General features: G+C 67.8%; 18 protein-coding genes. 5 read left to right on the top strand and 13 right to left on the bottom strand.

Going from position 1 to position 21,364, the window contains the following annotated elements; translation table 11 throughout:
- Window positions 1-22: 22 nt before the first annotated feature.
- Window positions 23-1,213 carry an FAD-dependent monooxygenase gene (locus O4G76_RS06630; protein WP_269396573.1) on the top strand — a complete coding sequence of 397 codons (1,191 nt, stop codon included), beginning with the start codon at window positions 23-25 and terminating at the stop codon, window positions 1,211-1,213.
- On the opposite strand, the gene O4G76_RS06625 is transcribed toward O4G76_RS06630, so the two are convergent.
- Window positions 1,210-1,665 (bottom strand): Lrp/AsnC family transcriptional regulator, encoded by a 456-nt coding sequence (locus O4G76_RS06625; RefSeq protein ID WP_085894589.1) that lies wholly within the window; start codon window positions 1,663-1,665, stop codon window positions 1,210-1,212. The genes O4G76_RS06630 and O4G76_RS06625 overlap by 4 nt on opposite strands.
- Window positions 1,662-2,117 carry an Lrp/AsnC family transcriptional regulator gene (locus tag O4G76_RS06620; protein ID WP_269396572.1) on the bottom strand — a complete coding sequence of 152 codons (456 nt, stop codon included), beginning with the start codon at window positions 2,115-2,117 and terminating at the stop codon, window positions 1,662-1,664. The genes O4G76_RS06625 and O4G76_RS06620 overlap by 4 nt, the downstream gene beginning before the upstream one ends.
- 126 nt (window positions 2,118-2,243) lie before the next feature.
- On the opposite strand from O4G76_RS06620, the gene ilvC reads away from it, so the two are divergent.
- The gene (gene ilvC, locus O4G76_RS06615) at window positions 2,244-3,290 is read left to right on the top strand and encodes a ketol-acid reductoisomerase (protein ID WP_269396571.1); all 1,047 of its coding nucleotides are present in this window, start codon (window positions 2,244-2,246) and stop codon (window positions 3,288-3,290) included.
- Window positions 3,291-3,479: 189 nt separating this feature from the next.
- Window positions 3,480-4,031 carry a hypothetical protein gene (locus O4G76_RS06610; protein WP_269396570.1) on the top strand — a complete coding sequence of 184 codons (552 nt, stop codon included), beginning with the start codon at window positions 3,480-3,482 and terminating at the stop codon, window positions 4,029-4,031.
- Between the two features lie 97 nt (window positions 4,032-4,128).
- Here the strand turns inward: O4G76_RS06610 and O4G76_RS06605 are convergent, their stop codons facing one another.
- Window positions 4,129-4,470: a hypothetical protein gene (locus tag O4G76_RS06605; RefSeq protein WP_269396569.1), complete on the bottom strand. Its 342-nt coding sequence runs from the start codon at window positions 4,468-4,470 to the stop codon at window positions 4,129-4,131.
- 428 nt (window positions 4,471-4,898) lie between these two features.
- On the opposite strand from O4G76_RS06605, the gene O4G76_RS06600 reads away from it, so the two are divergent.
- Complete coding sequence (locus O4G76_RS06600) at window positions 4,899-5,813, top strand: DMT family transporter (protein WP_269396568.1); 915 nt, start codon at window positions 4,899-4,901, stop codon at window positions 5,811-5,813.
- Window positions 5,814-5,815: 2 nt separating this feature from the next.
- Here O4G76_RS06600 and glmM read toward each other — a convergent pair whose 3' ends face one another.
- The 8 genes from glmM to O4G76_RS06560 all read right to left on the bottom strand — a co-directional run bounded on the left by glmM (window position 5,816) and on the right by O4G76_RS06560 (window position 16,305).
- Window positions 5,816-7,159 carry a phosphoglucosamine mutase gene (gene glmM / locus O4G76_RS06595; protein ID WP_085894583.1) on the bottom strand — a complete coding sequence of 448 codons (1,344 nt, stop codon included), beginning with the start codon at window positions 7,157-7,159 and terminating at the stop codon, window positions 5,816-5,818.
- Entirely contained in the window at window positions 7,156-8,154 is a 999-nt protein-coding gene (gene folP, locus O4G76_RS06590) for a dihydropteroate synthase (RefSeq protein WP_269396567.1), read from the bottom strand. The genes glmM and folP overlap by 4 nt, the downstream gene beginning before the upstream one ends.
- Window positions 8,151-9,026 (bottom strand): dihydroneopterin aldolase, encoded by an 876-nt coding sequence (locus O4G76_RS06585; protein WP_269396566.1) that lies wholly within the window; start codon window positions 9,024-9,026, stop codon window positions 8,151-8,153. The genes folP and O4G76_RS06585 overlap by 4 nt, the downstream gene beginning before the upstream one ends.
- Before the next feature lie 81 nt (window positions 9,027-9,107).
- Entirely contained in the window at window positions 9,108-9,839 is a 732-nt protein-coding gene (locus tag O4G76_RS06580; protein WP_269396565.1) for a cell wall hydrolase, read from the bottom strand.
- A gap of 146 nt (window positions 9,840-9,985) precedes the next feature.
- Complete coding sequence (locus O4G76_RS06575) at window positions 9,986-12,511, bottom strand: putative PEP-binding protein (protein ID WP_269396606.1); 2,526 nt, start codon at window positions 12,509-12,511, stop codon at window positions 9,986-9,988.
- 127 nt (window positions 12,512-12,638) lie between these two features.
- Window positions 12,639-14,867 carry a glycine--tRNA ligase subunit beta gene (gene glyS, locus O4G76_RS06570; RefSeq protein ID WP_269396564.1) on the bottom strand — a complete coding sequence of 743 codons (2,229 nt, stop codon included), beginning with the start codon at window positions 14,865-14,867 and terminating at the stop codon, window positions 12,639-12,641.
- On the bottom strand, window positions 14,867-15,388 hold the full coding sequence (locus tag O4G76_RS06565) for a DUF6446 family protein (RefSeq protein WP_085894577.1): 522 nt from the start codon (window positions 15,386-15,388) through the stop codon (window positions 14,867-14,869). Before O4G76_RS06565 ends, glyS begins: the two co-directional genes overlap by 1 nt.
- Window positions 15,385-16,305 (bottom strand): glycine--tRNA ligase subunit alpha, encoded by a 921-nt coding sequence (locus O4G76_RS06560; protein WP_269396563.1) that lies wholly within the window; start codon window positions 16,303-16,305, stop codon window positions 15,385-15,387. Before O4G76_RS06560 ends, O4G76_RS06565 begins: the two co-directional genes overlap by 4 nt.
- Window positions 16,306-16,482: 177 nt before the next feature.
- Between O4G76_RS06560 and O4G76_RS06555 the strand changes: the two genes are divergently transcribed.
- Window positions 16,483-18,243 (top strand): trypsin-like peptidase domain-containing protein, encoded by a 1,761-nt coding sequence (locus tag O4G76_RS06555; protein ID WP_269396562.1) that lies wholly within the window; start codon window positions 16,483-16,485, stop codon window positions 18,241-18,243.
- 3 nt (window positions 18,244-18,246) lie between these two features.
- Here O4G76_RS06555 and O4G76_RS06550 read toward each other — a convergent pair whose 3' ends face one another.
- The gene (locus tag O4G76_RS06550) at window positions 18,247-19,851 is read right to left on the bottom strand and encodes a thiamine pyrophosphate-binding protein (RefSeq protein ID WP_269396561.1); all 1,605 of its coding nucleotides are present in this window, start codon (window positions 19,849-19,851) and stop codon (window positions 18,247-18,249) included.
- Window positions 19,848-21,296, bottom strand: a complete 1,449-nt coding sequence (locus O4G76_RS06545) for a TrkH family potassium uptake protein (RefSeq protein WP_269396560.1) — start codon at window positions 21,294-21,296, stop codon at window positions 19,848-19,850. The genes O4G76_RS06550 and O4G76_RS06545 overlap by 4 nt, the downstream gene beginning before the upstream one ends.
- Window positions 21,297-21,364: the final 68 nt, after the last annotated feature.

The following is a 21,364-nucleotide window of genomic DNA, read 5'->3' as shown; positions in this document are numbered from 1 at the left end:
CACCCCGGCCTATCTCAGCCTCATGACACGGACCATCGACATTCTCGTTTCCGGCGGCGGCATTGCCGGGCTTGCGGCCGCGGCCGCCTTCGGCGCGCGCGGCTTTTCGGTGCTCTGCGTCGATCCGGCGCCACCCGTCCGAACGATGGAGGACAGCGGCGCCGACCTGCGGTCCACCGCCTTCCTGCAGCCTGCCCGCGACCTGCTCGATGCGGCCGGGCTCTGGGATCGGCTGGCGCCTCATGCCACGCCTTTGCAAGTGATGCGGATCGTCGAGGCCGGGCGCGACGCGCCGGTCAGTCGCGATTTCGATGCTGCAGATCTCGGTCCCCTGCCCTTTGGCTGGAACCTTCCGAACTGGCTGCTGCGCCGGGAGATGGCGGCGCGGATCGCCGACATGGACCACGTGGAATTCCGCGCCGGCACGGGCTTTGCCGGGCTGACCGCGCGCGAGGACCGGGCGCTGGTGCGCCTCACCGACGGCAGCCGGGTGGCCGCGAAGCTGGTCGTCGCCGCCGACGGGCGGAACAGCGCGGTGCGCGAGGCCTGTGGCATCGAAGTACGCACGCGGCGCTACGGGCAGAAGGCACTGGCCCTCGCGGTCACGCATGAACGCCCTCATGACAACGTTTCGATCGAAATCCACCGCTCTGGCGGGCCGTTCACGCTGGTGCCGCTGCCCGATCACGAGGGAAAGCCCTCATCGGCGGTGATCTGGATGGAGCCGGGGCGCGAAGTCGAACGGCTCGCGGCACTGCCCATCTCGGATTTCGACATCGAGGCGACGGCGCGCTCCGAGCGGGCGCTGGGGCGGCTGCATCTCGTCACCGGGAGGCAGAGCTGGCCGATCATCATGCAGACCGCGCGCGCGCTCACTGCGAGGCGCGTGGCCCTGGTGGCCGAGGCGGCGCATGTGATGCCGCCCATCGGCGCGCAGGGGCTGAACACATCTCTTGCCGATGTCGCCTGTCTCGTGGATCTCGCGGCGGCACGCCCCGAGGGTCTGGGCGACGCGGCCATGCTCGATGTCTATGCCCGCAGGCGGGCCGGTGACATCGCGCTGCGCGAGCACGGGATCGACGCGTTGAACCGGATCGCCATGGCGGGCGGGCCGTGGGCGCAGGGGCTGCGTGGGTTCGGGCTTGGCCTTATGCATGACATCGCGCCGCTAAGACGCAGGCTCATGCGGCTCGGACTGGGGGCCGGACGCTAGAGCGGGCCCGGCAGACGTTCCTCCGAGAGCAGAACGTTGGCCTCGACCGGGCCGATGCCCGGCAAGGTCATGATGCGCCGACGCAGCACCCGCTCGAAATCCTCGAGATCGCGCGCCACGACGCGTAGCCGGTAGTCGTAGAGGCCCAGCACGTGCTCGACGGTCTGCACCTCGCGGATCGCGCAGACCGCGCGTTCGAAATCCTCGAGACTGGCGCGACCGCGGCTCGCGAGCTTGACCCCCAGGAACACGGTGACGCCGAAGCCCAGCGCCGCGGCATCGAGATCGAGGCGGCGGCCCTTGAGCGCGCCGATGTCGCGAAGCCGCTTGATGCGCCGCCAGGTCGCGGGCTGCGACAGGCCTAGCTCGCGGCCCAGATCCGCGGCGGGCCGCGCGGCATCCTCGGCAAGCGCGCGCAGCAGGGCCCGGTCCATGGCGTCGAGATCGGTCATAGAGGCAACTTCTCGTCGGATTTCACCACGCTTACCGTCATCAGGCTTTCGATATCCGCGATATGCGGCAGCGCGAGGATGCGTTCGCGGTACACGACCCGGTAATGGTCGAGGTCCCGCGCCACCAGCTGAAGCCGCACGTCGACACGGCCCAGAAAGGTCTGGATCTCGATCACCTCGGCCACTTCGCGGGCCCGCGCGAGGAATTCGTCGAAGGCGCGCGGCTGGGTCTTGTCGAGCGTCACGCGCAGGCTCACCGCCACCTCGAAGCCCAGCGCCTTCCAGTTGATCACCGCGCGGCTGCCACGCAGCACGCCCGCATCCTGCAGCCGCGCCAGCCTGCGGGCGCAGCGCATCGCCGTGAGCCCGGCGCGCTCCCCGAGCTCGGCGGTGGAAAGATCGGGCGCCTCCTGCAAAAGGCGAAGAAGCCGTCTGTCGGTGTCGTCACGCATGGAAATCGCGTATCAGGCCAACTTGACGAATGATAGGCCCGATATTGGCATGATTTTCATGTAGCCCCTCCTCGTAACCGCATCGCAGCTCGGTCATGTTGCCTCCAGATATCCCCGCCCCGGCGAATGAGAGAACGAGAGGACGACATCATGCGCGTTTATTACGACCGCGACTGCGACGTGAACCTGATCAAGGACAAGAAGGTCGCCATTCTCGGCTATGGCTCCCAAGGCCACGCCCATGCGCTGAACCTGCGCGATTCCGGCGCCAAGAACCTCGTCGTGGCGCTGCGCGAAGGCTCGCCGTCGCGTGCCAAGGCCGAGGGCGAGGGCCTGCAGGTCATGGGCATCGAGGAAGCCGCCGCCTGGTGCGACGTGATCATGTTCACCATGCCCGACGAACTGCAGGCCGAGACCTACCGCAAGCATGTGCATGACCACCTGAAGGAAGGCTCTGCCATCGCCTTCGCACACGGTCTGAACGTGCATTTCGGCCTGATCGAGCCCAAGCCCGGCGTCGACGTCATCATGATGGCGCCCAAGGGACCGGGCCACACCGTGCGCGGCGAATACGTCAAGGGCGGCGGCGTCCCCTGCCTCGTCGCGGTGCATCAGGATGCGACCGGCAAGGCGATGGAGATCGGTCTCTCCTACTGCTCCGCCATCGGTGGCGGCCGCTCGGGCATCATCGAGACCAACTTCCGCCAGGAATGCGAAACCGACCTGTTCGGCGAGCAGGCCGTGCTCTGCGGCGGCCTCGTCGAACTGATCCGCATGGGCTTCGAAACGCTGGTCGAGGCAGGCTACGAGCCCGAGATGGCCTATTTCGAGTGCCTCCACGAGGTGAAGCTGATCGTCGACCTGATCTATGAAGGCGGCATCGCCAACATGAACTACTCGATCTCGAACACCGCCGAATACGGCGAATACGTCTCGGGTCCGCGCGTCCTCCCCTATGAGGAGACCAAGAAGCGCATGAAGGACGTGCTGACGGACATCCAGAACGGCAAGTTCGTCCGCGACTTCATGCAGGAAAACGCGGTCGGTCAGCCGATGTTCAAGGCGACCCGCCGTCTCAACGACGAGCACCAGATCGAGCAGGTCGGCGAGAAGCTCCGCGCGATGATGCCCTGGATCTCCAAGGGCAAGATGGTCGACAAGGCGCGCAACTGATCGCCTCCGATCGACACGAACACGTCAAGGGGCGCCACGCGGCGCCCCTATTTCTTGTGTCGCTCGAAATTTCCGATATTTCGTATAGGTTTGGCGCGTTGGTATAGGCCTCGGCGTTCGACATCGTCTCGGTGCATTCTGGCCACAATTCCCGGCGAATTGCTTCCTGCATTACCAGTAGGAGTAACCATGATGATCGGCTCGCTTTCTTCAACGATCAATTCCGTCACTTCCTCGCTCTTGCAAGAATCTCAGAGCAGCACGGCAACTTCGTCCCAAGAGGAGATCGAAGACGCCGAAGAGGTGGAAATCGACGACGACGACATTGAAACCGCGGCGGCGAACGACCCCGAGAACGCGGTGGCCGTCGCCACCAACTCGAACACCCAGTCCAGCCTTTCGGTAGCTGGCGGACAAGCAGTCGAATCCTCCGAGAAATCGAGCGGCGCCGCTGCCAGCGCCAATCGCGCGGAACCGGCGGCGGCGACGGCCCGCAGCGCCGAACTCGAAGCCGAGGACGAGGCGATCGACGACATCGCGCGTTCCCGCGCGGAGGCAATCGCCGCCCAGAACCGGGATCGCCAGAGTGCGGTGGTCGAGTCGATCGGCCAGACGCCCACCTCCGTCCCCGAGATCAGCAAGGTCGAGGCAAAGCCCTCGTCTCAGGAGGCCGCGACCCGCTACGCCGCTGCCAACGAGTCGACCGCACCGGCCCGCGCGACCGCCGAACTGCGCGCCTGACACGCCGAACTGCGCGCCTGACACGCCGAACTGCGCGCCTGACACGATCGGGGCCGGCTGTGAGGCCGGCCCCGTCGAAGCGCTTCGTATCGCCGGTTCAACGCCTGATCACGTCGAACTCGCGCGTGGCGACGACCTGGCCGTCGACCCTGAGCACGGCAACGATGTCACGCTGCACCGGGTGGCCGATATGGACCCGCACGTTGTTGTTGGCACCGGCATGGACCGGCTGGCTGCCGAGAAGCGTCTGCGTGCCATCCGAATTCATGCTGTAGATTTCGACCATCCCCATGCCTTCGGACCTGACCCGCCCGACATCGATCAGCGAGCTTTGCGCCCTGATCCGCTCGAGCGAGGTGAAGGCATTGTCACCGATCATCGCCTCTGCGCCGGTGACCGTCGTGGCGAGCAATGCCGCCGCTAGGAGTTTCCCATACATGGTGGTGGACCTTCCCTGAATAGATTCGGGTTCTGCGACCCGTATTCACAGGCTGCGCCTTGCCCATTCACGGCGCGAGTGCTGTAACATCACAAGGACGATCCGGCCTCGTGAGCCCATTTCCCCCTTGTATGGGGTGATGTGCAGGAGGGCCCGCCCGGGAGCTGAGTCGCACCTTCCCAAAGGCCCGAGGCGCACAGACTTCAACCATGACGATATGTCCCCATGCCTCGCTTGGTAACGGCTCCGTGATACTCACGTGAGGCACACGAAATTTCTAACGATGCACATCCGGAGGATGTGAGCCCACGTTACAAGGGCCTGCATAGATTTACGGCATCCATCCTGCGCCACTTGCAGATTCCTACACCGATCGGTGCTGATCATAGGTCATAGACAATACCGGTCGCGCGTGCTGAACCGGCATCATGACCGCGAAACCAAGCACCGCCGACTGGCTCTCCATCCTCCTTCTCGGCCTCATCTGGGGCGGCACCTTCGCCGTGGTGCGCGTGGCGCTCGACGGTTACGGGCCGGTCACCGTGGCCTGCGCCCGCACCACGCTCGGCGCCGTCGCCATGCTGGCGCTGATGTGGGCCATGGGACGGCGGGTCCCGCGGCTCTCGGGACGCCTCATGGGCTATCTCGTGGCGATCGGCGCGCTGTCCACCGCGCTGCCTTTCCTGCTGCTGGCATGGGGGCAGCAATACGTCCCCTCGGCCTTCGCCGGCATCTCCATGGCGGCGCTGCCGCTCTTCGTGTTGCCGCTGGCCGCGCTGTTCTCGGACGAGTTGCTGAATTGGCGTTCGGCCGCGGGCGTCAGTGTCGGATTCTTGGGCGCGCTGATCCTGATCGGCCCCGGGGTGCTGGTGCCGGGGGCCGGACTGTCGGCCTGGGGGCAGATCGCCTGCCTCGCCGCGGCGTTCTCCTACGCGGTGGCCTCGATCCTCACCCGGCGCTGTCCGCCTCTGGATGGCGTGGTGCTGACCGCACTCAGCCTCGCGGTGGGCGCGGTGATCCTGATGCCGGTGATGCTGCTCACGGAGGGCGTTCCGGGCTGGACCGGCGCGGTCCCCGGCGCGGCGCTTCTGTTTCTCGGACTGCTGCCCACCGCTCTGGCAGCGCTGATCCGGGTCACGGTGATCCGCTCCGCCGGATCGGTCTTCATGACGCTGGTGAATTACCAGGTGCCGGTCTGGTCGATGGCGATCGGCGCGCTGGCCTTGGACGAGGCGCTGCCTTGGCGCTTCTTCGTCGCGCTGGCACTGATCCTCGCCGGGCTCGGCCTCAGTCAGGGCCGGAACCTGCGCGCGCTGTTCGCCCGCGCGGCCCCGGCCGGCTGAGTTCAGGCGACCGACTGCACTTCGGCGACGATGCCCTCGACCACTTGGACGAGCAGGGCGTCATCCTCGCATTCCGCCATCACGCGGATCAGCGGCTCGGTGCCGGATTTGCGGATCAGCAGCCGTCCCTTGCCATCCAGCAGCCCCTCGGCCTCGGCGATCGCCTTCTTAACCGCCGCCGCATCGAGCGGATCGTGACCGGGCGCGTAGCGCACGTTCTTCAACAGCTGCGGCACGCGTTCGAACTGGCGCACCAGCGCCGAAGCGGGGCGCCCGCTCTCGATCATCGCCGCGAGGAATTGCAGGCCCGCCAGCAGCCCGTCGCCGGTGGTGGCGTAGTCGGTCATCACGATGTGCCCCGACTGTTCGCCGCCCAGATTCCAGCCTCCGCGCCGCATCGCCTCGACCACGTAGCGGTCGCCGACCTTGGTGCGCTCGAGCTTCAGCCCGCGCGCGGTCATGAACCGCTCCAGCCCGAGATTGCTCATCACCGTGGCGACGAGCGTGCCGCCGCGCAGCCGGTCCTCCGCCGCCCAGCGCCCGGCCATCAGCGCCATCAGCTGGTCGCCATCGGCGATCTGGCCGGTTTCGTCGATGATCATCACCCGGTCGGCATCGCCATCGAGGCAGATGCCCAGATCCGCCCCTTCCTCCAGCACCCGTGCCGCCGCGTGGCGCGGCGCGGTGGAGCCGCAATTCTGGTTGATGTTGGTGCCGTCGGGATCCACCCCCACCGGGATCACCGTCGCGCCCAGCTCCCAAAGCACTTCGGGGGCGACCTTGTAGGCCGCACCGTTGGCGCAGTCGATCACCACCTTGAGACCGTCGAGCCGCTTGCCCTGCGGAAATGTCGATTTGAGCCGCTCAGCATAGCGGAAACGGCCGTCATCGACGCGCTTGGCGCGGCCGATATTGGCAGCCTTGGCGGGCTCCACCTGACCTGCCACCAAAGCCTCGATCTCGGCCTCGGCCTCGTCCGAGAGCTTGAAACCGTCGGGCCCGAAGAACTTGATGCCATTGTCATGATGCGGGTTGTGAGATGCCGAGATCATGATGCCCACATCGGCGCGCATGGAATGGGTCAGCAGCCCCACCGCAGGGGTCGGCACCGGCCCGAGCAGAAGCGCGTTCATGCCAGTAGAGGTGAGACCGGCGGTCAGCGCGTTCTCGAACATATAGCCGGACAGCCGCGTGTCCTTGCCGATCACGACGCGGTGGCCGTTCGAGCCGTCATTGCGGAAATAGCGCCCGGCGGCGGCGCCGATCCTGAGCGCGACCTCGGCCGTCATCGGCCAGGTATTGGCGGTACCGCGCACCCCGTCGGTGCCGAACAGCTTGCGTGTCATGGCTCTTCCCTCATCAATGCGTGCTGCAGGTCGAGCGCCTGCCGCGTTTCTTTTATGTCATGCACCCTGATCACCTGCGCGCCCTGTCGCGCCGCCCAGAGCGCCACCGCGATCGAACCGGGCATCCGATCCTTCGGCGCCTCGGCACCGCCGATCGTACCGATGAAACGCTTGCGCGAGACGCCGATCAATAGCGGCAGGCCGAAACCGTGAAAGGCGGTGAGGGATCGCAGAAGCGCGAAATTGTGGCCGAGATGCTTGCCGAAGCCGATCCCCGGATCGACCAGTATCCTGTCACGCGGGATTCCCGCCGCCACCGCCGCGTCGATCCGGTCGCCGAGCGCATCCATCACCTCGGCGAGCACATCATCGTAGCGCGGCGCCCGCTGCATCTCCTGCGGCGTGCCCTTGGCATGCATCAGGCAGATCGGCACGCCCGCCTCGGCCACGACACCGGCCATTCCCGGGTCATGGGTCAGGGCCGAGACGTCGTTGATCATGTCGGCGCCTTCGGCAAGCGCCGCGCGCGCCGTGGCGGCATTGCGGGTGTCGATGGAGATCGGCACGGTCAGACCGGCGGCGCGCAATGCGGCCACCACCGGGACCACGCGGGCCATCTCCTCGTCCACCGCCACCGCCTGCGCGCCGGGCCGGGTCGATTCGCCGCCGATATCGAGGATCTCGGCCCCCTCCTCGACCATGGCCCGCGCCCGTGCCACCGCATTGGCATGGCCCGCATGGTCGCCGCCATCGGAAAAGCTGTCGGGGGTGACGTTGAGAATGCCCATCAGTCGCGGCCGGTCGAGCGAAAGCCCGCAAAGCTTCGGGCGCGGCGCGCTCAGTCGCTCGATCGTCGTTGCGTCGAGCCCTTGGGCCGTGATCTCTCGTCCCTCATGATCGAGCGCATGCGCAAAGCGCAGCCCCGTCATGCCAGCCAGGAGCAGGCCACGCTCAGGCCCCAGCGGCCAGAGAGGCAACGGTACCACCGGCCTCATGCCGAACCGAGCGACCGAAGCGGTCGATCCGTCGAGGGGGCCGCAGCCCCCACGAGGAGGATTTCCCGCGCATCGAGGGTCTCGGCCAGCCAGGCCGCGAGATCCGCGCCTGTCGTGCTCTTCGGCCCGGCGACCGCCGAGACAGCCATGCGCGTCGGCGCCCACAGGCTGGGTGCCCCCTTGCGCTGCGCCCAGTCCAGCTCGGTGCGATTATCGCGCACCTCGATCTCGGGGAGCAGGGCCGACAATCGCCACGCGGCCTGGTCGAGCTCCAGAAGTTCGATCCGGCCCCGCGCGGCGGCGTCCGTCACGTCGGGCGCAACGCGCGCCGCTTCGACGCACAAGACCAACGGGCCGGTTTCGGCCAGCAACGCCTCGCGCCAGTCCTCGGGCCGTGCGGCGGCCTCGGCGGAGATCAGCGCCACGACGGGGCGCGGCGCGGCGCTGGGCGACACGCTGCTCGGACCGGAGCGGACGATCTCCACCCCCAACGCACCGGGGCCGCGGTCCAGCTTGCGGATGCGCACGAAGACCCGCTCGGCCTGCGGCTCGGCCAGAATGCGGTCGGCGATGCGCTCGGCCAAGGTCTCGAGCAGATCGAGGCGCTCCGTGGCCAGCGCGTCGGACACCGCCTCGGTCAGCCGGTCATAGGAAAGGATGCGGTCCACATCGTCGCCCGCCGGCGGTGCCGGGCGCAGCTCGGCCACGATGTCGAAGGCGAGGCGCTGCGTGGCGCCGCGTTCGGCGCGGAAGGCGCCGATTTCCACCTCGACCACATGGTCATCAAGCAGGATACGGTCCCGAAGCGTGTCGGCGGTCGCCGCGGCGCGCGCCCGAGGGTGCGCGAAGGCCTGGCGGGTTTCATCGGTCATCTGGCCACTCCGGGCTTGCGGGCATGGGGCATCTAACCTTCCCCTGCCCGCCCGGCAAGCCGTTGACGCCCGGCTCGCGTCTCAGTTCGAAGCGGTGCGGGTGGCCTCGCGGTAGAACAGATGCGCGCCGATCGCGGCCGTGCGGGGAATGCGCCCGGCCCAGGACGGGTTCACGGCGGTGGTGTGGTAATGGGTGGCGCCGGCGGTCAGCTCGCGCGGGCCGTCCTCGATCATGATCTCGGCGATCCGACCCAGCTTGTTCCAAGAGCGCTGGTCATTGACCGTGTCCGGAATGCCGTCGCAGGTATAGGAAAATTGGCAGGCATATTTGCGGCCGGTTCCCTGGTTCACCACCTTGCAGATGGTATCGGGATAGTCCGGGCTATCCACCCGGTTCAGGATCACTTCGGCAACCGCGAACTGCCCTTTCACGGATTCACCACGCGCTTCGAAATAAAGCGCCTCGGTAAGGCATTCCCATTGGGCATCGCCCTTCGCAGAAGGCTGCGATGCCAACAGAACGTCGTAATCCTGCTTGCCGTTGCTAATGTCGGTCTTCAGCCCCCGATCGGCAGCGGCAGGAAGCGCATCACCATCAGCCACGGCGGGAACAATCTGGCCCGCGTCGCGTTGATCGCCCAGAAGCAGGGAAAGACGGGTATCGGCCGCAGGCGCGGCAGCAACTCGGATATCCGCTTTCTGCGCCGCGACGAGGCCATCCTCGCCCGCGCTGGCTGGTGCTGCGGCTACAACCGTCGCAAGACAAGCCATCGCGCCAAACATGGGTAGGCGCAAAAAGTTCAGTTGCTTCATGATGATGTCCCCGGTTCCTCGCGGTCTGCCCCGCGCTGGCAGGGGGGACCTATGGGATCGAGGACGGGGTGTCTACCTTAAGGTCAGGAACCCTGATGGAACCGGCGAATCTCTGCCAAAATGGCAAGCGAAAAGTCGCCATTTTTTCAGAAAAAACGTCCGACCGTGACTTTTTCGTCGATATCGAGCCGTTCGCGCAGTGCCAGCTGTGCCGCGCTGAGGCGCGCCACCGGCACCCGGAATGGCGAACAGGACACGTAATCAAAGCCCTGTTTGCGACAAAACTCGATGGCGCTGCGCGATCCGCCATGCTCCCCGCAGATCGACAGGGTCACGTCGGGCCGTCCGGCGCGACCGCGTTCGGCACCGATCTTGAGCAGCTCCCCCACCCCTTCGAGATCGAGGCTATGGAACGGGTCCTCTTCGTAGACCCCGTTCTTGACGTAGATCGACATGAAGCGTCCCGCGTCGTCGCGCGACAGCCCGTAGGTCATCTGCGTGAGATCGTTGGTGCCGAAGGAGAGGAAGGCCGCGTGCTGGGCGATGTCGGCGGCGCGCAGCGCGGCGCGCGGCGTCTCGACCATCACCCCGAGCCGGTAATCGAACTCGATGCCGGACTGGGTGCGCACCTGCGCCGCGACCGCATCGATCCGCGCCTTGACCAGCTCGACCTCGCGCATCGCCGATACGAGCGGGATCATCACCTCGGGCACGACAGGATCCCCATCGCGGCTGGCCTGCACGGTGGCCTCGAAAATGGCGCGGGCCTGCATCTCGTAGATCTCGGGCACGGTGATGCCGAGGCGCACGCCCCGCATGCCGAGCATCGGATTGTACTCGGTGAGCGCCGAGACCCGCGCCTCGACATCCGACAGCGACACCGCGAGCCCGTCCGCCAGATCGCGTAGCCCGGCCCGATCCGAGGGCAGGAACTCGTGCAAAGGCGGGTCGAACAGGCGGATGCAGACCGGCTGGCCCTGCATGATCTCGAACAGCCGCGCGAAATCGGCGCGCTGCATCGGCAGAAGTCGCTCCAGCACGGTCCGGCGCGCCGCCTCGTCCTTGGCAAAGATCATCTCGCGCATCATTCCGATGCGCCCTTCCTCGAAGAACATGTGCTCGGTGCGGCACAGCCCGATGCCCTGCGCCTGGAAATTGCGGGCGGTCTGGGCGTCGGCCGGTGTGTCGGCATTGGCGCGCACGCCGATGTCGCGGAAATCGTCGGCCCAATCGAGCAGCCTGCGGAAAGCGCCGTCCAGCACCGCCTCGAACATGGCGGGCTCGCCCGCCAGCACCTCGCCCGAGGTGCCGTCGAGGGTGATGATCTCACCCTCCGACAGCCGGCGCCCGCCCGGCGCGATCACCTGCCGTTTCTTGCGGTCGATGGTGAGATCCGAAGCGCCCACCACGCAGGGCAGGCCGAGGCCGCGTCCGATCACCGCCGCGTGGCTGGTAATGCCGCCGCGGATCGTCAGCACGCCTTCGGCCGCATGCATGCCGCGAATGTCCTCGGGCGTGGTTTCGCGCCGCACAAGGATGCATGGCTCGCCGCGCGCCGCCGAGGCCTGCGCCGCGCTGGCCGAGAAGACGATCCGTCCCGTGGCCGCACCCGGCGAGGCCGCGATGCCCGAGACGATCAGGTCGCGCGGCGCCGAAGGGTCGACATGGCGGTGCAGCAACTCGGAAAGCGCCTGCGGCTCGACCCGCAGCACCGCCTCCTCACGCGGGATCATCCCGTCCTCCGCCAAGGCAACGGCGATCCGCACGCTCGCACGCGAGGAACGCTGCACCCGCACGGCGTCGAGCACATGCAGCTTTCCTTCCTGCAGCGTGAACTCGATCTGCATTTCCTCGCGCAGCCGCTCGCGGCACAGATCGCCCATGCGCAGGAGCCGCGCGAAGGCGTCGGGGCACAGCTCCTCGAAGGAGGGGCCGCGATCGTCGCGGGTGAGGTAGATCGCCCCCGCCCCGGCCTTGAGCGCGTCGCGCCCCTGGCTCTGGCTCAGGTAGCGCCCGGTGACCTGCGGCAGGCCGGTGAGACTGTCGACGAACTGGATCACGCCCGAGCCGCATTCCCCCTGCCCCACGCCAAGCGCCATCTGCTGCACCACGAGGCCGAGCCCGGCATCTGCGGGCGCACCCTTGGCCTGACGCAGCAGCCGCGCCGTGGTTCCCTCCCAGGCGCGGGCCATGGAGCGCAGGACTTCGCAAAGCTGTACGCTCGGATCCTGGGGGAACGGCTCGTCGGCCTCGACCTCGTAGGCGGCGAGCATCGCCTGCAGCGCATCCGGGCCGGGATGGTCGGGAATGTCGAAGCTGTCGGGATCGAGCCGCGCGACATGAACGGCCCAGCTCTGGATAAAGCGCAGGTAGAGCGAGGTCGCCGCCTCTTCCCCCAACTCGTCGCACATCCGGGCATGGCGGCTGTCGTTCATGCCGATATTGAGGATCGCGCCCGGTCCGCCCCAGTCGGGATCCTGGCTCGACGGCCGCACCGACAGGAGCGGCGCCTCGCCGAAATGGCGCATGATCTCGTCCATGTCCGGCATCCGGCCATTGGCGATGGCGTGCACGCAGGAGAAGGACAGCGCCACCGTGGTCGGCAGCGGCAGGTCCATCCGCACCAGCCTTTGCAGGCATTTCGCGCGGCCGCCATGGCGCGCGGCCGACATGTCGGCCTCGGGGGTGATCAGCAGGATCTTCGGGTCGCGCGGAAATTGCTGCACTGCGGCACTCCTTGATAGCCGCAAGATAGGCCGTGCAAGGCCTTCCGCCAAGCACGGCCTTCGTATCAGACGATCAGCCCTCGATCTTCGACAGATCCGCCACCGATCCGCAGGTCGTGCGAATCCGCGACAGCAGGTTCAGCCGGTTGCGTCGCAGCACCTGATTCTCGGTGTTCACCTGCACCGCTTCGAAGAAGGCGTCGATCGGCGCCCGCAGGCTCGCCATCGCGGCCATGGCACTGGCGAAGTCCTCGGAAGCCATCGCGGCATCGATCTTCGGCTGCGCCCCGTCGAGCGCGGCAAAGAGCGCCTTTTCCTCGGAGGCTTCGGCGAATTTCGCATCGGCGCCAAAGGAATACTCGACCCCGTCCTTCTCCTCGGCCTGGGTCAGGATGTTGTTGGCGCGCTTGAAGCCCTGGGTCAGGTTCTCGCCATCTTCGGTCTTGAGGAACCCCGCCAGCGCCTCGGCCCGCGCGACCAGCAGCGTCAGGTCGTCATTGCCGGGCATGGCGATGCAGGCGTCGATGACATCATGCGGGATGCCCTCGGCGCGCAGATGCACCTTGAGGCGGTCGTGGAAGAAGGAGAGGAGATCGTCGGCTTCCTCAAGAAGTTCATCCCATCCCTCTACGGCGCTGTGGCCCTCACCGATATCACCCAAGCCGGAAACGAAATTTCCGACTTTTCTAAGCCATGGGCGCTCATCATAATAGGATTCAAGCTCGAAATCGGGCACATCGTGCACATGCGGCGCATTGTCGATGTGTTCGGCGAGAACTTTCAAATGATCTTTAATTGCTTGCACTAGTGACAGCCGCAGCCCGTTCGACAGGACCAGACGGATCACGCCCAGCGCGGCGCGGCGCAGCGCGAAGGGGTCCTTGGAGCCGGTGGGCTTCTCGTCGATCGCCCAGAAGCCCGCCAGCGTGTCGAGCTTGTCGGCCAATGCCACGGCGACCGAGACCGGCGCGGAAGGCACGGCGTCGGAGGGGCCGAGCGGCTGGTAGTGCTCCTGCGCGGCGGCAGCGATCGCCGGTGAAAGCCCCTGCGCCTCGGCGTAGTAGCGTCCCATCAGACCCTGAAGCTCGGGGAATTCGCCCACCATCTCGGAGCGCAGATCGGCCTTGGCCACCTTCGCTGCCCGCTCGGCCTCGTCGGCCTCGGCCGAGACCTGCGGCGCGATCTCGCGCGCCAGCGCCGCGATACGGGCAACCCGGTCGGATTGCGAGCCGAGGCGGTTGTGGAAGGTCACGTTGGACAGCCCCTCGCCCATCGCTTCGAGGCCGCCCTCCTTCACCACGCGCAGGTCGTTCTCCCAGAAGAACTTGGCATCCGAAAGACGCGCGGCGAGCACCTTGCCGTTGCCGGCGAGGATGGTGGCGCCGTGATCGCGCGTCTCGATATTGGCGACGGTGACGAAGCGGGTGATCTTGCCCGATTTCGGATCGCGCACCGAAAAGAACTTCTGGTGCTCCTTCATCGAGGTCTGCAGCACTTCCGGCGGCAAATCGAGGAACTCGTCGCCGATCTCGCCCATCAGCACCACGGGCCATTCCACGAGACCCGCGACCTCGTCCAGAAGCCCGCGATCCTCGACCAGTTCGAGCCCCTGCGCAAAGGCCTGGCTGGAAGCCTCGGACCAGATCGTCTCGGCCCGTTCCTCGGCGCGCAGCAGCACGCAGCCGCGCTTCAGCTTGGCCTCGTAATCCTCGAAGGAGCTGACCGTGAATTCGTCCGGCCCCATGAAACGGTGGCCGCGCGTGACGTCACCGGCCGCGATCCCGTCGATCTGCATCGGCACCACCCGCGCGCCCTGCTCGTCCGACAGCAGGCACAGGATCGAGTGCAGCGGCCGGACCCAGCGCAGGTCGCCCGCACCCCAGCGCATCGATTTCGGCCAGGGGAAGTTGCGGATCGCGCCCTCCAGCACCTCGGCCACGATTTCTTCGGCCGGGCGCCCCTTGTGGGTGATCTTCGCGAAATAGGCCTGACCCTTCTTCTCGTCGCGGATCTCGAGCTGTTCCTTGGTCAACCCGGTGGAGCGCAGGAACCCCTCCAGTGCCTTTTCCGGCGCGTCGTTGCGCGGGCCCTTGCGCTCCTCGACGGTGTCGCGGCTCGCCTCCGAGAGCCCCTCGACCGAGAGCGCGAGACGGCGCGGCGTATGGAAGGCCCCGGCGGAGGCGTAGGTGAGGCCCGCCTCGACGAGGCCATCCGTCACCATGCGCTTCAGATCCTCGGCGGCACGCGCCTGCATGCGGGCCGGGATTTCCTCGGAAAACAGTTCGATCAGCAGGTCGGGCATCAATAGGTCCCTTCGGGTGGGGTCGGGCAGCCGGCGGGAGCCGGGTCGCCGTCGAAGACGGTTTCGCCGCAAAGGTTGATCTGGTTCCAGGCGAGGCCGCGCCCGTCCGGCATCACGACGAGAATCCGGTCGATGCCGTAGGGCTCGTTGAGTTTCCAGGCATAGGCGCGGGCCTGCCCGCTCTCGAGCGCCTCGCCCACCTCGCGCGCGTCGAAGCAGTCGAACCAGCCGGGCGCGACCAAGGGCTCGGCGTTCTCATGCTCGATGGCGTGCTCGAAAGGCGCGGCATCCTCGATCCGCATGCAGGCGCGGAAGCGGATCGGCGAGCTGTCGCTGTCGATCGCGCGCAGGTCGGAGACCGCGACGCGCACCGGTGCGGCCCGGTCGTCGAGCACCACGACCTCGCCCACCTGCGCGGGCGTCAGCTCCTCGTAATAGGCATAGACCTGCAGGTACCACATCAACACGCCCGACAGGAGCGCGAAGGCCAAGAGCGCCGAGATGACGATGCGGGTGATCATGCGGTGGCGCCGCCCGCCTCGGTGGTGACGAAGGCGTCGGCGCAGGCCTTGGCCAGCGCCCGCACGCGCCCGATATAGGCCTGCCGTTCGGTCACCGAGATCACGCCGCGCGCGTCGAGCAGGTTGAACAGGTGGCTGGCCTTGATCGCCTGGTCATAGGCGGGGTGCGCCATGACGATGCGCTTGCCGGTGCGCGGATCCTCGGCCGGCTGGCTCAGGATCTTCGCGCATTCGGCCTCGGCATCCTCGAAATGCCGCAGCAGCATCTCGGTGGTCGCGGTGTCGAAGTTGTGGCGGGAATACTCTTCCTCGGTCTGGCGGAACACGTCGCCATAGCTCAGCGCGATCGGCGCGTCGGGGTCGTTGAACGGCATCTCCATGACGTGGTCGACGCCGAGCACATACATCGCCAGACGCTCCAGCCCGTAGGTCAGCTCGCCAGAGACCGGACGACAGTCATGGCCGCCCACCTGCTGGAAATAGGTGAACTGCGACACTTCCATGCCGTCGCACCAGACTTCCCAGCCCAAGCCCCATGCGCCCAGCGTCGGGCTTTCCCAATCGTCCTCGACGAAGCGGATGTCGTGCAGAGAAGTGTCGATGCCGATCGCGCGCAGCGACCCGAGATAGAGATCCTGCAGATCCTTGGGCGAGGGTTTGATGATGACCTGATACTGGTAGTAGTGCTGCAGCCGGTTCGGGTTCTCGCCATAGCGCCCGTCGGTCGGGCGGCGCGAGGGTTGCACATAGGCCGCGGCCCAGGGGTTCGCGCCCAGCGCGCGCAGTGTCGTCGCCGGGTGGAAGGTGCCCGCCCCCACCTCCATGTCATAGGGCTGCAGCACGGCGCAGCCCTTGGTCGCCCAGTAGGACTGGAGCCGCAGGATGATCTCCTGGAAGGAACGGGGAGCATCGGTCATCTGGGGGCCTCTCGCCGGGTCACGGATCGCGGGCCTGCTTACGGCGCGCCGCTCAGAGGGTCAATCATGGCGCCGCGGCGCAACAGGCGGGGCCACTGCGGCGCTTTGGCATGGCCCACCCCGAGGGCGGTGCTATGCTCTTCGGCCAGATCCAGCAAAACGGGACGCGCGATTCACATGAAACGACTGCTTGCAGCCCTACTCGCCACCGGCTTCTTCTCCGGCCCCGGCTGGGCCCAGGATGGCGGCGTCTGGCTGCAGGTCGAGGCGCGACCGACGCTGAGCCAGGCCGAGGCCCGCGCCCGCGCCTATGCCGGGCGGTTCGACGCGGTGTCGGGCTACGCGCTGGGCTCGGGCTGGTACGGCATCGCGCTGGGCCCTTACGATCCGGCCGAGGCGCGCCGGCTCCTGGGCGAGCTGAAGGCCGCGGGCGCGATCCCGGGCGATGCCTTCGTGGCCGATGGCACGCAATATCGCTCGCGCTTCTGGCCGGTAGGCGCGCGCGGCGATGCGCCCGGTCGCGCATCTGCCGCGACCGCACCGGACAGCGCGGCTGCGCCCGAAACCGAGGCGACCGCCGCCCCCGCGCCTTCCGAACTCCCCGCCGCGCCGCGCGAGACCTTGGCCGAAGCCCGTGCCTCGGAAGCGCGGCTCGACCGCGCCGCGCGCGAGCAGTTGCAGGTCGCCCTGCGCTGGGCTGGCGTCTATGACGCGGCCATCGACGGTGCCTTCGGGGCGGGCACGCGCGCCGCGATGGCCGAATGGCAGCGGCAGAACGGCTTCGAGGCGACCGGTGTGCTCAGCTCGACCCAGCGTGCGGCGCTGATCGACGCCTACGAGGCCGTGCTCGACGGGCTTGGGCTGGAACTGGTGAGCGACGATCAGGCCGGGATCGCGGTGGAGATGCCGACCGCGCTGGTCGCACGCGGCGAGGTGCGGCCACCCTTCGTGCATTACGACGCGACCGGCGATCTGGACGCGCAGGTATTGCTGATCTCGCAACCCGGCGGCGCCAAACGGCTCGCCGGGCTTTACGAAATCATGCAGACGCTGGAAATCGTGCCCCCGGAGGGCCCGCGCGGCCTCGACGCGCGAAGCTTCGTGATCGAAGGCGCGGACGCAAACCGCGTCACCCATGTCGAAGCCGCGGTGATCGACGGCGCGATCAAGGGCTTCGCACTGATCTGGCCCGCCGGTGACGAAGGCCGTCGCCAGCGGCTGCTGTCGCGGATGCAGGCCAGCTTCGCGGCGCGCCCCGGCGTGTTGGAGCCGGCCGCGGTGCCCGCCGACGAGGCGCAGTCGATCGACCTCGTGGCCGGGCTGGAGCTGCGCCGGCCGCTGCGCGAGCGGGCCGGCATCTTCGTCGACGAGGCCGGCACCGTGGCGACCGCAGCCGAAGCGGTGGCGGGCTGCGGCGACGTGGCGATCGACGGGCTGCGCGGCGCCTCGGTCGAGATGGCAGATGCGGCCTCCGGGCTGGCGCTCCTGCGTCCTGCCGCGCCGCTGGCGCCGCGCGGCATCGCCACCTTCCAGACCGGGGTGCCACGGATCGGCGACAAGGTGGCGGTGGCGGGCTTTCCCTATGGTGGGGCGCTGTCTCTCGCGACGGCCACCTTCGGACGGCTGGCCGATATCAGGGGGCCAGGCGGCGAAGAAGATCTCAAGCGGCTTGAGTTGAAAACCCAGCCCGGCGATGTAGGCGGGCCGGTGCTCGACATGGGCGGCGCGGTGCTGGGGCTCTTGCTGCCGGGCGATCGGCAGGAGGACCGGGTGTTGCCCGACGGCGTGGCGCTGGTGCTGGAGAGCGAGACGCTGCTCGCCGCGCTCGATGCCGCCGGGATCGAGGCCAAGCGCAGCGAGGCGCGGGTCGAGGACACGGTTCAGGCGGTGGCCCGGCGCGCGGGCGAAATGACGGCTCTGGTGAGCTGCTGGGAGTGAGCCTCAGACCAGATCCGGCGTGAGCCGGATCAGGGTCGGCCCATCGGCCCGGAACGCACGCTCAAGCGCCGGGCCGATTTCATCGAGGCTTTCGGGCGCTTCTGACAGCGCCCCCCAGGCGCGGGCCAGGGCGCAGAAATCCGGGTTGCGTTGATGCACCGCATTCGGCGCGATCTGCGCGGCCCGCATGCTGGCCTCGATCTCGCCCAGCTGGCCATTGTCCCAGACCACGATCGGCAAAGGCAGCCCAAGCTCGACCGCCGTCCCAAGCTCGGGGATCGTGTATTGCAGCCCGTAATCCCCGGCCAGCGCCATGACCGGCAGATCGGGACGGCCCACCGCTGCGCCGATCGCGGCGGGCAGCGCGTAGCCCAGAGTGCCGAAGCCCGAGGGGTGATGCCACAGCCTCGGCACAGGCGCGGGCCAGGCCTCGACCGCCGCGTAGGCCAGCTGGGTCATGTCCGAGAACACCATCGCCTCGCAGGGCAACGCCGCGCGCAGCGCGTCGATCACCGGCAACAGGCCGGGACGCTCGCCGTCGATCTCGGCGAACCAGCGGCGCCGCGCGGCATCGACCCGGTCGGGCTGCCATTCTCCAATCGGGGCACCCGGCCCCAGCGCCTCGTGCAGCGCCGCCAGCCCCGCGGTCGCGTCACCCGCCAGCCGCAATTCGGAGCGCCGATCGGCGGCCAGAATCGCCGGGTCGAGGTCGAGGCGGATCACTCGCGCCGCCGGATCGAAGCCCGGCGCTTCGCACCACAGGTCGGTTTCCGACAGGGCACAGCCCACGATTAGCACGGCATCGGCCCGGCCGATCTCGCGGGCGCTGCCGGGGCGCGCTAGAAAACTGCCGTAATGCAACGGGTCGCCCGGGGCGATGACGCCGCGCCCGGCAATGCTGACGAAACTCGCTGCGCCAAGCCGCGCAACCAGGGCCCGCGCCTCGGTGGCGGCACCGGCGGCACCGCCGCCCAGGATCAGCAGCGGTCGCCGCGCCTCGCCAAGGATCCGCGCGGCCCGCCTCACCAATCCGGGATCGGGGGCGCGGGGTGGCGTCGGCTGGACCGGCGGCGGTGCCGGCGGCGCCCCGGCCTCGAGCAGCGGAATCGGCAGTTGCAGGTGGACCGGACGCGGGCGCCGCTCGGCAAAGCCGGCGAAGGCGCGATCGAGCAGCGCATAGGCGTGCTCGGCGTCGCGCGCCTCTTCGGACCAGGCCGTCACCGCCGCCGCGGCACCACGCTGGTCGCGCATCTCGTGCAGCCGGTGGTCGGGCGGACCGCCATTCGGCAGGCAGGAGGAGATCGCGAGGACCGCGACGCTGTCGGACCAGCTCTGGCCCAAGGGCGTCATCAGGTTGCACAGGCCGGGCCCGGAGATCACGCAGGCCACGCCGGGGCGGCCGGTGGCGCGGGCATAGCCGTCGGCCATGAAACCCGCGCCCTGCTCGTGCCGGGCCAGAACGTGGCGCAGCCCGGCGGTGTCGAGGCCGCGATAGATCTCCTGATTGTGGACGCCGGGGATGCCGAACACCACCTCGACGCCGCGATCTGCCAGCGCCGCCGCGATCTCCACCCCCAGCGGGCGACCTTCTGCACCGGACCTGTTCATGAGCGCCAGAACTCCCTCGTGACCACGACCAACACCACCAGAAGCTCCAGCCTGCCGATGAACATGGCGATGGTGAGGATCCATTTCGCCGCGTCGGGCAGCGGCTCGAAATTGCCGGCAGGTCCGATGATCGGCCCGAGGCCGGGACCGACATTGGCAATCGACGTCGCCGCCCCCGACACGCTGGTGATGAAATCGAGACCGGTCAGCGACAGCAGCACCGAGGTGATGCCGATCGAGACGATGAACACGACGAAGAACGACATCACCGAGGACAGCGCATCGGGCGGGACCGGCCGACCGTCATAGCGCGGAGTGAAGATCCCGTGCGGCTGGTGGATCTTGCGGATCTGGGCCGAGATCGAAGCGAAGAGGATCTGGTAGCGGAAGATCTTGACCGAGCAGGCGGTCGATCCGGCGCAACCGCCGATCAGCCCGATGAAGAAGAACATCGCCACCGGGAACGGACCCCAGGTCATGTAGTCGGCGCTGGCATAGCCGGTGCCGGACATGATCGAGATCACGTTGAACAGCGCCTCGCGGAAGGCCTGCTCGGTGAAGCCCTGGCTGTAATCCGCGAGCGACAGCGAGATCAGCAGCACGCAGACGAGGATCACCAGGAAGAAGTCGCGCACCTGGGCGTCGCGCAGCAGGGGCCGCGCCTGCCCCGCGGCGAGTTGGACGTAGCGAACGAAGGGCAGCGCCGCGAGGAACATGAAGGCCGCACCGACATACTGCACCCCGGCCCCGTAGGCGGCGAAGGAGGCGTCGGAATTGGCGAAACCGCCGGTGGCGATGGTGGTCATCGCGTGCACCGCCGCGTCGAAGGGGTCCATCCCGGTGGTGATATAGGCCAGCATGCAAGCCAAGGTCATGCCGACATAGATCACCGAGATACCGCTCGCGATCTCGGCGGCACGGGGCAGGATCTTCCCCATGGTCTCGAAAGCCTCGGAGCGGAACACCTGCATGCCGCCGACCTTGAGCTCGGGCAGAAACACCATTGCGACGACGATGATGCCGATGCCGCCCAGCCATTGCAGGATGCCGCGCCACAGCAAGAGCCCGCGCGGCAGGTCGTCGAGCCCGACCAGCACGGTTCCACCGGTGGTGGTGATGCCGGACATCGCCTCGAACACCGCATCGGTGATGCTGCTGTCGGTGACGCCGAGGATGAAGGGCAGCGCGCCGAAGCTGGGCAGCGTGATCCACACCGAGGAGGTGATCAGGAAGGTCTGCCGCAGCGTGAGCCGCGGCTTCACCCCGTTCTGGCACGACAGCGCCATCAGCACGCCTGTCAGAAGCGTCAGCACCGCGCTTTCGAGAAAGACCGGCCAGTGGCCATTGCCGGCGGCGATATCGGCCAGCATCGGGCCCAGCATGGTCAGGCCGAGCACCGACAGAAGAAGGCCGTTCACGTATCCGACGGGGCGCAGGTCGATCATGTCGGAGCGTTGGCTTAGCCCCTTCGCCCTGTCAAGCGAAGGGAAAATACCGTCGGCAGGCGTGGCAA

This window comes from Limimaricola sp. G21655-S1, assembly GCF_027213785.1.
GTDB lineage: Bacteria > Pseudomonadota > Alphaproteobacteria > Rhodobacterales > Rhodobacteraceae > Limimaricola.
Note: the sequence above shows the minus strand (reverse complement) of the source record. Positions and strands in the feature narration are given on the sequence as shown.